This window comes from Plantibacter sp. MMLR14_011, from assembly GCF_001865025.1.
Taxonomy (GTDB): Bacteria; Actinomycetota; Actinomycetes; order Actinomycetales; family Microbacteriaceae; genus Plantibacter; species Plantibacter flavus_A.
Genome location: NZ_MJGW01000002.1, coordinates 268,968 through 283,228 on the forward strand (window position 1 = coordinate 268,968; position 14,261 = coordinate 283,228).

The following is a 14,261-nucleotide window of genomic DNA, read 5'->3' on the forward strand; positions in this document are numbered from 1 at the left end:
TGCCGGGTGGCAGCTACTTGACCAGGGGGAAGAGGATCGTCTCGCGGATGCCGAGGCCGGTGAGCGCCATGAGGAGACGGTCGATGCCCATCCCCATACCGCCGGACGGCGGCATCCCGAACTCGAGCGCCCGCAGGAACTCCTCGTCGAGACGCATGGCCTCGACATCGCCCTGCGCGGCGAGCTTCGCCTGCTCGATGAACCGTTCGCGCTGCACGACCGGGTCGACGAGTTCGGAGTAGCCGGTGGCGAGCTCGAAGCCGCGGACGTAGAGGTCCCACTTCTCGACGGCGCCCTCGATCGAGCGGTGGGCGCGCACGAGCGGGCTCGTGTCGACGGGGAAGTCCATGACGAAGGTCGGGCGCTCGAGGCCGCCCTTGACGAAGTGCTCCCACAGCTCCTCGACGTACTTGCCGTGGATGGGGTGCGGGACCTCGACGCCTTCACGCTCGGCGAGCGCCTTGAGTTCCTCGATCGGCGTCTGCGGAGTGATCTCGACGCCCGCCGCGGCCGAAAGGCTCTCGAACATCGAGATGCGGTCCCACTCGCCACCGAGGTCGAACTGCGTGCCGTCGGCCCAGGTGACGATGTGGCTCCCGCTCGTCGCGAGCGCGGCGTTCTGGATGAGGGTCTGCGTGAGGTCGGCCATGGTGCCGTAGTCGCCGTACGCCTCGTACGCCTCGAGCATGGCGAACTCGGGGCTGTGCGTGGAGTCGGCGCCCTCGTTGCGGAAGTTGCGGTTGATCTCGTAGACGTGGTCGATGCCGCCGACGACGGCGCGCTTCAAGTACAGTTCGGGCGCGATGCGCAGGTAGAGCTCGGTGTCGAACGCGTTCGAGTGGGTGACGAACGGGCGGGCCGAGGCTCCACCGTGCATGACCTGGAGCATCGGCGTCTCGACCTCGACGAAGTCGCGCTCCGTGAAGGTCTGGCGGAGGCTCGCGACCGTCTTGGCCCGGTCGAGCACGTTCTTGCGCGCCTGGTCGCGGGCGATGAGGTCGAGGTACCGGCTCCGGACCCTCGTCTCCTCGTTGAGCTCATTGTGGAGGTTCGGCAGGGGCAGGATCGCCTTCGCCGCGATGGTCCACTCGGCCACCATGATCGACAGCTCGCCACGACGACTGGAGATGACCTCGCCGGAGACGAAGACGTGGTCGCCGAGGTCGACGAGCTCCTTCCAGGCCGCGAGCTGCTCGTCGCCCACGCTGGCGAGGCTCACCATCGCCTGGATGCGGCTGCCGTCGCCCGACTGGAGGCTGGCGAAGCAGAGCTTGCCGGTGTTGCGCAGGTGCACGACGCGGCCCGCGACGCCGACCGTGACGCCGGTCGCCTCGTCGGGCTGGAGGTCGCCGAAGCGGGCACGCACCGCCGGGATCGTGTCGGTGATGGGGAGGGTGACGGGGTACGCGCCACCGGCACCAGACGTCGCCTCGTCGATGAGGCGCTGGCGCTTCGCCAGCCGGACGGCCTTCTGCTCGGAGAGCTCTGCCTGCTCTGCTGCGTCGTCGATCGGCTCTGGCGTCGTGTCAGTCATGCGGTGGGATTCTCCTCGTGCGGTCACTGGAGTTTACCGGGGACCGTACGGGCCGCGCGCACGGCCGGCTTCCTATGAACCGGCTATCGACGGCCTGACAAGGGTCTGCGAAGAACCATTCGGAGGACACCGCCGGGCACCCGGGCCGTGCTTGGCTCGAAGGACAGGAGTCCCGATCGGGGGCACCGACGCCGGAAACGAACTCGAAAGGCTCGTCATGACGACGCTCTCCGACCACCAGCACACCGACCACCGCGAAGCCACCACCGTCCCACCGGTCCCGGCCTCCTCCGCCGCGACGCGCGGACAGGTGGGGATCGACGCCGGTCTCCTCCTCCTGCGCCTGGCGCTCGGCGTGGTCTTCATCGCGCACGGGCTCCAGAAGTTCCTCGTCGACTCCATTCCGGGCGTCGCCTCCGGGTTCGGCGGCATGGGCATCCCGGCTCCCGAGGTCGCGGCGGTCGTCGTCGCCGGTCTCGAGGTGGTCGGTGGCCTGCTGCTCATCGTCGGCCTCGGCACGCGCATCGTGGGCGCCCTGCTCGCGGTGACGATGGCCGTGGCGATGGTGCTCGTGCACCTGCCGGCGGGGTTCTACGCCGCCGACGGTGGCTTCGAGTACGTCATGCTGCTCGCACTCGCGTCGCTCGCGCTCACCCTCGCGGGCCCGGGCCGACTCGCGATCGACGCGCTGATCCGTCGCCGCCGCAGCCGCTGACACGGGTCGGCTGACTCGGATCCGCCCGCCTGCCCCGACTCGGGTGGGCGGGCGGTGATCCGTCCACCCGGCTAGAGCAGCTCGTCGACGTCGGGCGTGGTCGCACCGCGCAGGGCCTCGTCGACAGACGAGCGCACGAGCGACGACAGGAAGCCGCCGGCGTTCTCCACGCCGATGTCCTGGAGCAGACCCGTCGCCTGCTGCACGACCGCGCGGGAGAAGCTCGCGGCCGTCTCCACCGCTTCGGCGTAGGCCGCTCGATCGGCCTCGGCGATGATCACGGGCTCCGCGCCCATCTCGACCACGAGCGCCTGCCCGATCGGTTGGACCGGGGCCGGTGCGGTCACGGCGAACGACGTCTCGTGGAGCCGGGCGAGGTCGAGGCTCGTCCCGGTGAACACCATCGCGGGGTGCAATGCCAACGGGATGGCGCCGGCCTTCGCGGCGGGAGCGAGGACTGCGGTCCCGAACCGAGCCGAGGTGTGGGCGACGAGCTGACCCGGCTGCCACGCACCGACCGCCGCGAGCCCTTCGACCAACGACGCGAGTTGCGCATCCGGTACGGCGATGACGACGAGTTCACTCCGCTCGACCACCTCGGTCGGATCGAGCACCGGGACGTCCGGCAACAGGGCGTTCGCCCGTTCGAGGCTCTCCTCCGACACCGCGGTGATGCCGACGATCGCGTGTCCGGCTCCCCCGAGCGCCGCTCCGATGACCGGGCCGACGCGACCACTCCCGATGATCCCGATGCCGAGTCTGGCGCTCCGTCGTTCCGCGCTCACGTGGTCCTCCGGTCGTGGTCGGTCGTCGGGAGCGGGACGGACGGAGTCGGCCGCTGCTCCTGCCACGGCTCGGCGTCCGGCCGCGTCACCGACGCGGACTGCGCCGTCGGCTCATCGAGGTAGGGCGCCGTCGCCTGCGCCTCGGACGGCTGGTGATCGGGGTCGAAGCTCGCCCACCGGTGACTGCGGTCGGTCGACTGCGCGACCACGATCGCCTCCGACGCCGCATCGAACATCCGCACCGCCTCGTCGCGGGCCATGGCCGGGAGCTTGGCGATCACCGGGCCGGGGACCGTGTGCGCGGTCGCGGAGGCGAGGTCGAGCGCGCGCAGGAGCGGTCCCTGGTCGATCCGGATGCTCTGCAAGCGTGCGAGCGGCAGGATGTGGAGTTTGCGCCAGACCACCCCCTGCCGGAACAGCAGCATCCCGTCCCGCAGGGCGTAGCCGGTACGACGCCAGGAGAACCAGTTGATCCATCGCGAGCGGCGGGGCGAGCCCACGAAACCGACGCCGTCGCGTGTGGCGAGGGCCGATTGCAGGGGCGCCCAGGCGCTGCCGTCGATGCGGCCCGCGAGCATCAACTCCACGACCTGCGCGGCGTCCACGAGCGACCCGACCGGCAACACCGTATTGCTCGTCGCACCGCGAGCGGCCTGCTCCAGGGACAGGCCGGCCTTGTTGATCCGAACCCGCCACCAGCCGAACGGGCGCCAGATGATGGGCTGCGACACCTCGATCGCATGGATCCGGCCGGGCGGGACGGTGTCGTTGGTCGTCGAGAAGAGCCCGAAGCCGATGCGGACGCCCGAGGGTGTCGCGGCGATGCTGTAGCGCAACGACTTCGTCACGCTCGACCAGACGAAGGCCCCGAGACTCAGCACCATGGGGACGAGCCAGAACCAGGCCCAGTCCAGGCCGTTGACGAGGAGCACGACACCGACCACGACCGAGATCAGGACGATCACGGTGAACGGGCTGAGCAGCGTGGACCCGACCAGGCGCCCGAGCGTCAGGCGCACGACGGAGTCCGGCACCGCCTCCTCCGGGTCGAGTTCGGGCGAGATGAAGTCGTCGACGCGCTCGGTGACGAACCGGGACACCCCGCCGGCGCCGTCGGGCACCGATTGCGGCGGCAGGGTCGGGTCGGCCGGGTCGACGGCTGCTGCGGACTGCCGGCGTTCGGCGAGCTTCACCCCGCTCGCGAGCGTGAGTACGTCCCGGCGGAGGCCGTCGGCGTCGACACCGTACAGGTACTCGAGTTTGACGTTCGCGTCCTGGCCCGCGACGCTCACGTTGATGCGCGAGGCCCCGATGAGCCTGGCGAGGAGCGGCTTCTCGATCGAGACGCCCTGGATGCGGTCGAGCTTGGCTTTGCGGTTCGTGCGGAACAGGATCCCGCTGCGCACCTCCACCGCCTCGTCGGTGACCCGGAAGGTGTGCATGCGCCAGGAGAACCAGAACACGGCGATCACCACGATGAGCCCGACGGCGATCGCGAGGAGCACCCACCCGACGAAGCCGTGGTTGAGGATGTAGTCGATCGGGTCGGTCGGCTGCTCCATCCCGGGAGCGGGGATGAAGAACTCGATGAGTCGCTCGCGGAGGTTCGCGATGACGATGCCGAGGATGGCGACGAACGCGATCCCACCTCGGAGCAACGGCGTCGCCGGATGCAGCCGGTGCCACTGTCCGTCGACGAGACTCTGTCCGGCCACCCGTGGGACGATCGCCTCGGCCGTCGGCTTCACCCGAGGACCCGCGGCCGGAGCCTCGAACCGCTCCGGCGGTCCTGCCGCCTGGTGCTCGCTCACAGTCCGGTCCGCCGACTCTCCGCCACGGCGACGAGGTGGTCGCGCAGCCCCTCGGCCTCGGCTTCCGGCAACCCGTTGATCACCACACCGGTCGAGGCGGAGGCGGTCACGAACTTGAGGTCGGCGAGGCCGAACGCCCGCGAGAGGGGCCCGCGGTTGATGTCGACGAGCTGCATGCGCCCGTAGGGCACGGCGACGAAGCGCTGCCACATGATCCCCCGGCGGAACAACAGGTCGTCCGCGCGCAGCTGGTACCCGATCGATCGGATCCGGCGCGGGATGAATGCCGCGGCGATCAGGGAGATCACGGCGAACGCGGCGAACGGCCACCAGATCCAGGTCCAGTCCCAGACGAGCGCGACGAAGACCACGGCCGCCGTGACGAGCACGAGGCCGGCGCCCTCGGAGATGAACTCGACGGCGATGAGCTTGCGACTCACGCGGCGCCACTCGGCATCGGGCAGTTCCAGCCGCTTGCCGCTCTGCTCCGCAGGGCCGACCTGGTCCGCCTCCGGCGACGACAGCTCCTCCAGCGGCGTCTCGATCAGCGGCCGTTCAGCGGGCTGATCAGGTGTGGGACGGGGCTCCCCCGGGTGCGGCGTCGTCATCATCATCCTTCGGAACGGTGCAGAACCACTCGGCCACCAAGGCGGCGACGACGAGTGCGACCGATCCCACGATGGACGCGATCACCAGCCACAACGAGCCTATCGCGGGCAGGATCGGGCGGGTCAGGACGAAGAGCAGGATCCCGACGGTCGCCCCGGCCACCAGGGAGCCGGCATGGCTCGAGGCCTTCGCGAGCGCGGCGACCCGCATGGCGCGGAACGGATCGATCCGGCGGGTGGCGCGACCGGTCGTGCTGCGGCGGATCGGCCAGGACAGGGCGATGAGGATGATCGCGACCGCCACGAGCGAGACCGCGAGGGTGACGGGTGGGATGATCGACGCGCGTCCGCCGGAGACCATCGCGACCTCGACGAGGAAGCCGACGACGACGCCCACCCCGGCGAGGACGATGAGCGGTGTCGCGGTGGTGCGGCTCACGGGTGCGTGCCGTCGTCGGGGACCACGGAGCCGTCCTTTGCGGCCGCAAGGGTGTCGAGGCGGCCGACGCCGGGCAGCGTCGCGTCGGGGTCGAGGAGCAGCCAGGGCACGACGACGAATCCGCGCTCGGCGGCTCGCGGGTGCGGGACCGTCAGGCGATCGTCGTCGATCGTCTCGTCGTCATAGGCGATGAGGTCGAGGTCGAGCGTCCGGTCGCCCCAGCGCTCCTCGCGGACGCGGCCGTGCGCGAGTTCGATCCGCTGGAGTTCGTCGAGGAGCGCGTGCGGCTGGAGGCGGGTGCGGACGGCCGCGACACCGTTGAGGTAGGCCGGAGCCGACTCGTCGACGCCGGTAGGCTTGACGGCCGCGCTCGAGACGAGCGGCGACGGGCGCACCTCGAGCACCCCGTCGACGGCGGCGAGGTCTTCCACCGACTGTGCGATCGTCGCGCGGCGGTCCCCCAGGTTGGCCCCGATGGCCACGACGGCCCAGACGGCACGAGGCTTCGGCGGTCCGGGCCGACGGGCGGGGTCGTGGATCGGTGTGCGCGAGACCATCAGACGGCCCGCCCGGTCGCAGTACGGTCGGCCTGGGTGCGCTCGATCGTCACCGCCACGTCCGCGAAGGGCACCGTGATCGGGGCGCTCGGTTTGTGCACGGTGACCCGGACCGCTTCCGCGCGCTCGTTCGCGAGCACCACGTCGGCGATGCGCTCGGCCACGGTCTCGATGAGATCGACCGGGTCGCGCTCGACGGCCGCCACGACCGCTTCGGCGAGCTCCCCGTAGTGCATGGTCGCGCCGAGCTCGTCGCCGCCGGCGGCCGGGCGGAGGTCCAGCGACACGGTGACGTCGATGACGAACTCCTGTCCGGCCTCGCGCTCGAAGTCGAAGACGCCGTGGTGCGCGAACGCCCGCAGGCCCGTGAGGGTGATCGAATCAGTCATCGGCTCCACCTTGCCATGCATCGAGGGTATCGAGAGCGAGTCTGGTGGCGGCGACGTCGTGGACGCGCACACCCCAGGCTCCGGCCTGCGCGGCCAGCACGCTCACCACGGCGCTCGGCAGATCGCGCGCCTGCATCGAGGCGTCCTCGGGGAGGAGCGCTCCGATGAACCGTTTGCGGGACGCGCCCACCAGCACCGGGTACCCGAGCTCGCGCAGCAGGTCGAGTCGGGCGAGGATGCGCCAGTTGTGCTCGGCGTGCTTGGAGAACCCGAGGCCCGGATCGACGACGATCCGGCCGGGGTCGACGCCCTGAGCACGGAGGGTCGTCACCCGGTCGTCGAGTTCCCGAGCGACATCGACCGCCGCATCGGTGTAGGTGGCGCGGCTCGCCATGTCGGCCGAGTGCCCGCGCCAGTGGCTGATGACGCAGTCGAGACCGGACGCCGCCATCACGCCCGGCATCCGGTCGTCGGCGAGGCCACCGGAGACGTCGTTGATGATCGAGGCACCGGCGTCGGCCGCGGCACTGGCGGTGTCCGCGTTCATCGTGTCGATACTCACTCGCGCACCAGCGGCGGCCAACGCCGCGATGACGGGTGCGACCCGGTGCTGCTCCTCGCGGGTGTCGACCCGGGCGGCACCAGGCCGCGTCGATTCGCCGCCGACGTCGATGATGGTGGCGCCGGCCGCGATGAGCTCGAGCCCGTGGGCGACGGCGTCGTCGACGTCGAGGTACCGGCCGCCGTCGCTGAACGAGTCGGGGGTGACGTTGACGACGCCCATGATCTGGAACATGTGATCACCCCGCCTGGTCGGCGGACGCGCCGATCAGGACCATCAGCTCGGCCCGCGCGGCCGGATCGGCCAGGGCTCCACGGCTGGCGATGGTGACGGTGGTGCTCGTCGACTGGCGCGATCCGCGCATCGAGACGCAGCCGTGCGCGGCTTGGAGCACGACGAGGACGCCGCGAGGCGCGAGCCGCTCGACGAGGGTGTCGGCGATCTGCTCGCTCAGGCGCTCCTGGACCTGCGGGCGCGAGGCGAGTGTGTCGACGAGCTTCGGCAGGGCACCGAGGCCGATGACGAGTTCGTCAGGCAGGTAGGCGATGTGCGCCGTGCCGAGGAACGGGAGCAGATGGTGCTCGCACACGGAACGGAAGGCGATGTCCCGGACGAGCACGACATCACTGGTCGCGCCCTCCTCGATCGGGATGGGGCGGGCCAGGTGCACGCCGGCGTCCTGGCCGACGCCGCCGAAGAACTCCGCGTACGCATCGGCGACGCGCGAGGGGGTGTCGGCGAGGCCGTCGCGGGAGGGGTCCTCGCCGATCGCCTCGAGGATCTCGAGGACCGCTGCGGCGATCCGTTCGCGGTCCACCGACGACCGCGAGACCGAGCCCTGATCGGGCTCGGCCTGCGCGGCTGCGACCGCGTCGTCCGCGGTGTGCTCGCCGTGGGTCATGCGGGCTAGGCGGTCGCCGGTCGCGGCTTCGTCGCGCGGGTGCGCTTGGGCTTCGCGGGAGCCTCGGGCTCGGGCTCGGAGCTCACGCCGCCGTCAGCCGCACCGGAGTCGATGGGTGCGGTGAACGATGCGGAACCGACGGCCGAACCCGACCCGACGGGGCGCTTCTTGCTGGACAGCCAGACGGGGCGCGGCGGGAGCTTCTTGACGTCCTTGAAGATCTCGGCCAGCTGGACGTGGTCGAGGGTCTCCTTCTCCATCAGCTCGGCGGCGAGGCGGTCGAGCACGGCCCGGTTGGTCGTGATGACCTGCCAGGCTTCGTCGTGCGCGGCCTCGATGAGCTCGCGGACCTGGGCGTCGACCCGCTGCGCGATCTCCTCCGAGTAGTCGCGCTGGTGGCCCATGTCGCGGCCGAGGAACATCTCGCCCGACGACTGCCCGAGCTTGACGGCACCGACGTCGGTGGTCATGCCGTACTCGGTGACCATCTTGCGGGCGATACCTGTCGCCTTCTCGATGTCGTTCGACGCGCCCGTGGTCGGGTCGTGGAACACGAGCTCCTCGGCGACACGGCCGCCCATCGCGTAGGCGAGCTGGTCGAGCAGCTCGTTGCGCGTGACGGAGTACTTGTCTTCGAGAGGGAGCACCATCGTGTAACCGAGGGCACGGCCGCGCGGAAGGATCGTGACCTTCGTGACGGGGTCGGTGTTGTTCATCGCCGCTGCAGCGAGCGCGTGCCCGCCCTCGTGGTACGCGGTGATGAGCTTCTCCTGCTCGCGCATGACGCGCGTGCGGCGCTGCGGACCGGCGATGACGCGGTCGATGGCCTCGTCGAGTGCGCGGTTGTCGATCAGCTGGGCGTTGGAGCGCGCCGTGAGCAGTGCGGCCTCGTTGAGGACGTTGGCGAGGTCGGCACCGGTGAAACCGGGCGACTTGCGGGCGACGACCTCGAGGTCGACGCTCGCGGCGAGCGGCTTGCCCTTGCCGTGCACCTCGAGGATCTTCTTGCGGCCGGCGAGGTCGGGGGCGTCGACGCCGATCTGGCGGTCGAAGCGGCCCGGGCGCAGCAGCGCGGGGTCGAGGATGTCGGGGCGGTTGGTCGCCGCGATCAGGATGACGTTCGTCTTGACGTCGAAGCCGTCCATCTCGACCAGCAGCTGGTTGAGGGTCTGCTCGCGCTCATCGTGACCGCCGCCCATGCCGGCGCCGCGGTGACGACCGACGGCGTCGATCTCGTCGACGAAGATGATCGCGGGCGAGTTCTCCTTGGCCTGCTGGAAGAGGTCGCGGACGCGGCTCGCACCGACACCGACGAACATCTCGACGAAGTCGGAACCGGAGATCGAGTAGAACGGCACACCGGCTTCTCCGGCGACCGCGCGGGCGAGGAGCGTCTTGCCCGTTCCAGGAGGGCCGTACAGCAGGACACCCTTCGGGATGCGCGCACCGACGGCCTGGAACTTCGCGGGCTCCTTGAGGAAGTCCTTGATCTCCTCGAGCTCCTCGATCGCCTCGTCGGCACCGGCGACGTCGTCGAAGGTCACCTTCGGCGACTCCTTCGAGACGAGCTTCGCCTTGGACTTGCCGAACTGCATGACTTTGTTGCCGCCGCCCTGCATGCCGGAGAGCATCAGCCAGAAGAAGACACCGATGAGGAGCAGCGGGAGGAGGAGTCCGAGCATCGACAGGAGCCAGCTGGGCTGGGGCACCTTGTCGTTGTAGCCACCGGACGGGTCTGCGGCGTCGACGGCCTCGACCACGTCGGCCGCACGGGCGCCGACGTAGTAGAACTGCACCTGCTTGCCGAACTCGTCGTCGGCCTTCGTCAGCGTGAGGTCGACGCGCTGGTCGCCGTCGGTGATGACGGCCTCCTTGACCTGCCCCTTCTCGAGGAAGGCGAGACCCTCTTGCGTGGAGACCTCACGGAAGCCGTTCATGCTCATCAGGCTGATGCCGATCCAGAAGACCAGGGCGGCGATGATGAGGTACGGGATGGGACCCTTGAAGAGACGCTTGACGTTCATAAGTTGAGAGGCCGGGGCTGGCCCGTTCCCTTTCTGCAGGAGGGGTCGACGGGCGGAGCCGCGTCGCGAATCAGGCTACCCCCTCGCCGCTGGATGCCTCCCCTGTGTTTGCCGTGGGCTTAACGGGGGTGCGGTGTGAGGTCGGTGGAGTGGTTCAGGCGTAGACGTGCGGGGCGAGGACGCCGACGTCGCGGAGGTTGCGGTACTTCTCGTCGAAGTCGAGGCCGTACCCGACGACGAAGTCGTTCGGGATGTCGAAACCGACGTACTTGCACTCGACGTGCACCTTGGCGGCCTCGGGCTTGCGGAGGAGCGCGCAGACCTCGATGGACGCGGCTCCGCGCGAGGCGAAGTTCTCGAGCAGCCAGGAGAGGGTGAGGCCGGAGTCGATGATGTCCTCGACGATCAGGACGTGGCGGCCGGTGAGGTCCGCGTCGAGGTCCTTGCGGATCTGGACGACACCGCTCGACTTCGTGCCGGCGCCGTAGGAGCTGACCGCCATCCAGTCCATCGAGAGCGGGATGCGGAGTTCGCGCGCGAGGTCGGCCATGACCATGACCGCGCCCTTCAGCACGCCGACGAGCAGGACGTCCTTCCCGGCGTAGTCGGTCTCGATCTGCCGGGCGAGTTCGGCGAGCTTGTCGCGGATCTCCTGCTCGGTGACGAGGATGGTCGTGAGGTCGTCGGAAATGTCGCTCTGCTCCATGCGTCGAGTGTATGCGAGATGACCCGGACGCCCGTGCGCCTCCTGCTCGGGAGCGCCGTGATCAGCGGGCCGCGAAGACGATGCGTCCCGCGTGCCGGGACGCCGTCAGGCCGGGCAGGTCGATCGGACCCTGACCGGTCCAGTCGGTGACGAGCCGCGCGACCTCGATCGTCTGCGACCTCGTGAGCGAGACGCCGAACTCGCTCTGCACGATGTACCGGATGATCCTCTGGCGGAGCGCCGCCGGATTGGCGGCGAGTGCCCCGGCGCTGACGGAGATCCCGGCCTCAGCGTGCTCGACGAGCTCCTCGATGGTCTCCTCGATCATCTCCTCGAAGGCGTCCGCATCCTCCCGGGCGGCGTCGGCGGTGCGGGCGAGGGCCTCGGCGATCCCCGGTCCGAGCTCCGCCTCGAGCACCGGCAGGACCCGTTCCCGGACCCGGACCCGCGCGTAGGCGTCGTCGGTGTTGTGCGGGTCGTGCCACGGTTCGAGTCCTTCGGACGCGCACGCCTCGCGGGTCTGGGAGCGTCGGATCCCGAGCAGTGGCCGGAGAAGTGGACCGGAGACGGGCGCCATGCCCTGCAGGCTACCCGTGCCCGACCCGCGAGCGAGGCCGAGGAGCACGGTCTCCGCCTGGTCGTCGAGGGTGTGCGCGAGCAGCACCAGGGACGCACCGACCTCGACCCGGGCGGCGTCGAGCGCGGTGTACCGGGCCGCCCGTGCCGCGGCCTCCGGTCCACCCTCGGAGCCCACCTCGACGACGCGGACGAGGACGGGGTCGAGCCCCAGGGCACGCGCCTGGTCCGCGGCACGCGCCGCGACGTCGGCCGAGCCCGCTTGCAATCCGTGGTCGACGATCACGGCGCCGGCCCGCAGACCGACCTTTCCGGCTTCGAACGCGGTCGCGGCGGCGAGCGCGAGCGAGTCGGCACCACCGCTCAGCGCGACGAGCAGGTCGGCACCGGCGACGTCACGTGACGCCGCTGGCGCCGTGCCCGCGATCGCATTGCGCACCGCCTTCCGCAGGGCGGCGACGGACGGGTGGAGCGGGGGTCGGACGTCGTTCACGCGGACCACGCTATTGCACCGCGCCGAGCGCCTCCCCACACCGTTCGCTCCGGGACGCATCGGTTATGGTTGGTCCTCGTCGGCGACCGCGCCGACTCCACGTCATCCAACCGCGCAAGGAGCAGGCTTATGGCCGAGTACGACGCCGTCATCGAGATCCCGCGGGGCAGCCGCAACAAGTACGAGATCGACCACGAGACCGGTCGGGTCTTCCTGGACCGCGTCCTGTTCACGAGCTTCGTCTACCCCGCCGACTACGGCTTCTTCGAGAACACCCTCGGCGAGGACGGCGACCCGGTCGACGTCCTGGTCCTGCTCGACTTCCCGACCTTCCCGGGCGTCGGCATCAAGGTCCGCCCCGTCGGTGTGCTGCACATGACGGACGACGGCGGCGGCGACGACAAGGTCATCGCCGTGCAGTACAAGGACCCGCGCTGGTCGCACATCCAGGACCTGAACGACATCCCGCAGGCGACGCGCGACGAGATCGAGCACTTCTTCGTCCACTACAAGGACACCGAGCCCGGCAAGTGGGCGCGGATCGACGGCTGGGGCGACGCCGCTGCGGCCGAGAAGATCATCCTCGCGGGCTTCGACAAGCTCAAGGCGGAGGGTCACTGACCCCCTGCGGACCTCCGCACCCCGCATGACGAAGCGGCCGGCACCCTCGGGTGTCGGCCGCTTCGTCGTGCGGGTCGAGGTGCTCGATCAGCCGAGCGGCGCACCGCGGTCGGCCATGAACGGCTGCGCGTCGATCGCGCTGCCGTTGATGCGGACCTCGAAGTGCAGGTGGCAGCCGGTCGAGGCACCGGTCGTGCCGACGTAGGCGATGACCTGTCCGGCGGAGACCTGACTGCCGACAGCGACCTGGATGCCACCGTTCACGATGTGTGCGTAGCCGGTCGAGACGCCGGCCCCGTGCTCGATGAGGATGAAGTTGCCGTAGGTGCCGTACCAGCCGGCGTAGCTGACGGTGCCCCCGGTCGCCGCGTAGATCGGGATCCCGCAGCCGCCCGCGATGTCGGTGCCGCGGTGGAAGCTGCCCGAGCTGCCGCCGCCGGTGGAGATCGGGTCGCGGTAGCCGTAGGTGCCCGAGATGCTGCCGGAGGCCGGGATAGCCCAGCCCTGGCTGCTGAGCTGACCGCCGTCGGCGCTCTGTCCCCGCGCGGCGGCTTCGGCCGCGGCCTTCGCCTTCGCGGCCGCGACGCCCGCCTCGTAGTCCTTGACGGTCTTCGCCGTGGAGTCCTGCAAAGCGCTGAGCTGGGCGTTGAGTGTGACGATCAGTTCCTGGTTCTGCTCCAGTTTGTCGGCTGCCGCGGACGCAGCCGCCTGTGCTGCCTCCATCGCCACCTGGGCGGCCTGACGCAGGGACTCGCGCTCGTCGCGGGCGACACCGGCCTGCTCGCCGAGCGCAGCCGCGGTGTTGCGTGCGGCGACCGCCTGCTCGTAGACGCCGTTGCTGTGCTCGGCGACCTGGTTCATATTGCCGAGCTTGGACAGGAGGTCGGTCGCGCCCTTGCTCTCGCCGTCGAGGAAGAGGCTCAGGCTGAGGTCGGCGCCGCCGGACCGGTAGAGCTGTGAGGCGACCCGACCGGCCTGCTTCGTGGCGGTGTCGGCCTCGGTCGTCTTGGCGTCGGCCTGCGACTGGATCGCGGTGGCCCGGGCGTCCGCCTCGAAGAAGGCCTCCTCAGCGGCCTGAAACTCCGTGCCGCGTTTCTCGGCCTCGTCCTGGGCGACCTGCAGTTCGTCCTGCAGCTGGACGATGAAGTTCTTGATGTTCGTGACTTCGGCGGCCTTGGCGGCCTCGTTGCCCTTCGCCGCCTGGACGTCGTCCCACGAGGGGTAGTCGGCTGCGGACGCCGGACCGGCGACGCCGAACGAGCCGACGATCGTGAGCGACATGACGATGGCGGCGGTGAGGCGTCCTCGCCACCGCACGGATGACGCCGATCCGGCGTTGGTCGTCCGGCTTCGGCGCCAAGCGCCGGCAAGCTTCTTGCTCATGAAGTAGGGGCCCATCTCGGTTCGCTGCAGTCACATCGGTCACATCGGTACCACTGTCCACGCTAGCCCGACGGGGGTCGGGACCGGCTGCGGACACTCCCGTCGGCCGCGGCATCCGGGAGTGGTCCACGCCAGAGGCTAACCCCGGCCGGGGGCC

The 14,261-nt window shown here is 70.2% G+C and carries 15 protein-coding genes; 2 read left to right on the forward strand and 13 right to left on the reverse strand.

Annotated features, from left to right (window positions below):
• Positions 1–13: 13 nt before the first annotated feature.
• Positions 14–1,534: a lysine--tRNA ligase gene (gene lysS / locus BIU99_RS04065; protein WP_071259672.1), complete on the reverse strand. Its 1,521-nt coding sequence runs from the start codon at positions 1,532–1,534 to the stop codon at positions 14–16.
• Between the two features lie 217 nt (positions 1,535–1,751).
• Between lysS and BIU99_RS04070 the strand changes: the two genes are divergently transcribed.
• On the forward strand, positions 1,752–2,249 hold the full coding sequence (locus BIU99_RS04070) for a DoxX family protein (RefSeq protein WP_083397180.1): 498 nt from the start codon (positions 1,752–1,754) through the stop codon (positions 2,247–2,249).
• Between the two features lie 71 nt (positions 2,250–2,320).
• On the opposite strand, the gene BIU99_RS04075 is transcribed toward BIU99_RS04070, so the two are convergent.
• The 11 genes from BIU99_RS04075 to tilS form a co-directional block, all read right to left on the reverse strand.
• Entirely contained in the window at positions 2,321–3,034 is a 714-nt protein-coding gene (locus BIU99_RS04075) for a Rossmann-like and DUF2520 domain-containing protein (RefSeq protein WP_064294399.1), read from the reverse strand.
• Complete coding sequence (locus BIU99_RS04080) at positions 3,031–4,845, reverse strand: PH domain-containing protein (RefSeq protein ID WP_071259674.1); 1,815 nt, start codon at positions 4,843–4,845, stop codon at positions 3,031–3,033. Before BIU99_RS04080 ends, BIU99_RS04075 begins: the two co-directional genes overlap by 4 nt.
• On the reverse strand, positions 4,842–5,456 hold the full coding sequence (locus BIU99_RS04085; RefSeq protein WP_369808444.1) for a PH domain-containing protein: 615 nt from the start codon (positions 5,454–5,456) through the stop codon (positions 4,842–4,844). Before BIU99_RS04085 ends, BIU99_RS04080 begins: the two co-directional genes overlap by 4 nt.
• Positions 5,413–5,892 carry a DUF3180 domain-containing protein gene (locus tag BIU99_RS04090; protein ID WP_064294329.1) on the reverse strand — a complete coding sequence of 160 codons (480 nt, stop codon included), beginning with the start codon at positions 5,890–5,892 and terminating at the stop codon, positions 5,413–5,415. Before BIU99_RS04090 ends, BIU99_RS04085 begins: the two co-directional genes overlap by 44 nt.
• Positions 5,889–6,449, reverse strand: coding sequence for a 2-amino-4-hydroxy-6-hydroxymethyldihydropteridine diphosphokinase (folK, locus tag BIU99_RS04095; protein ID WP_071259676.1), 561 nt, complete (start codon positions 6,447–6,449; stop codon positions 5,889–5,891). The genes BIU99_RS04090 and folK overlap by 4 nt, the downstream gene beginning before the upstream one ends.
• Positions 6,449–6,838 carry a dihydroneopterin aldolase gene (gene folB, locus BIU99_RS04100; protein WP_079003845.1) on the reverse strand — a complete coding sequence of 130 codons (390 nt, stop codon included), beginning with the start codon at positions 6,836–6,838 and terminating at the stop codon, positions 6,449–6,451. Before folB ends, folK begins: the two co-directional genes overlap by 1 nt.
• Positions 6,831–7,634, reverse strand: coding sequence for a dihydropteroate synthase (gene folP / locus BIU99_RS04105; protein ID WP_071259679.1), 804 nt, complete (start codon positions 7,632–7,634; stop codon positions 6,831–6,833). The genes folB and folP overlap by 8 nt, the downstream gene beginning before the upstream one ends.
• Positions 7,635–7,638: 4 nt before the next feature.
• Positions 7,639–8,301 (reverse strand): GTP cyclohydrolase I FolE, encoded by a 663-nt coding sequence (gene folE / locus BIU99_RS04110; protein ID WP_083397181.1) that lies wholly within the window; start codon positions 8,299–8,301, stop codon positions 7,639–7,641.
• A 5-nt stretch (positions 8,302–8,306) separates the two neighbouring features.
• A complete protein-coding gene (gene ftsH, locus BIU99_RS04115; protein ID WP_064294333.1) occupies positions 8,307–10,325 on the reverse strand; it encodes an ATP-dependent zinc metalloprotease FtsH in 2,019 nt (672 codons plus the stop codon).
• 154 nt (positions 10,326–10,479) lie between these two features.
• The gene (hpt, locus tag BIU99_RS04120; protein ID WP_064294334.1) at positions 10,480–11,031 is read right to left on the reverse strand and encodes a hypoxanthine phosphoribosyltransferase; all 552 of its coding nucleotides are present in this window, start codon (positions 11,029–11,031) and stop codon (positions 10,480–10,482) included.
• 61 nt (positions 11,032–11,092) lie between these two features.
• On the reverse strand, positions 11,093–12,100 hold the full coding sequence (tilS, locus tag BIU99_RS04125; protein WP_071259832.1) for a tRNA lysidine(34) synthetase TilS: 1,008 nt from the start codon (positions 12,098–12,100) through the stop codon (positions 11,093–11,095).
• Between the two features lie 129 nt (positions 12,101–12,229).
• Here tilS and BIU99_RS04130 point away from each other — a divergent pair, with 129 nt between their 5' ends.
• A complete protein-coding gene (locus BIU99_RS04130) occupies positions 12,230–12,721 on the forward strand; it encodes an inorganic diphosphatase (protein ID WP_064294335.1) in 492 nt (163 codons plus the stop codon).
• An 87-nt stretch (positions 12,722–12,808) separates the two neighbouring features.
• Here the strand turns inward: BIU99_RS04130 and BIU99_RS04135 are convergent, their stop codons facing one another.
• The gene (locus BIU99_RS04135) at positions 12,809–14,104 is read right to left on the reverse strand and encodes a M23 family metallopeptidase (RefSeq protein WP_083397197.1); all 1,296 of its coding nucleotides are present in this window, start codon (positions 14,102–14,104) and stop codon (positions 12,809–12,811) included.
• Between the last annotated feature and the right edge of the window lie 157 nt (positions 14,105–14,261).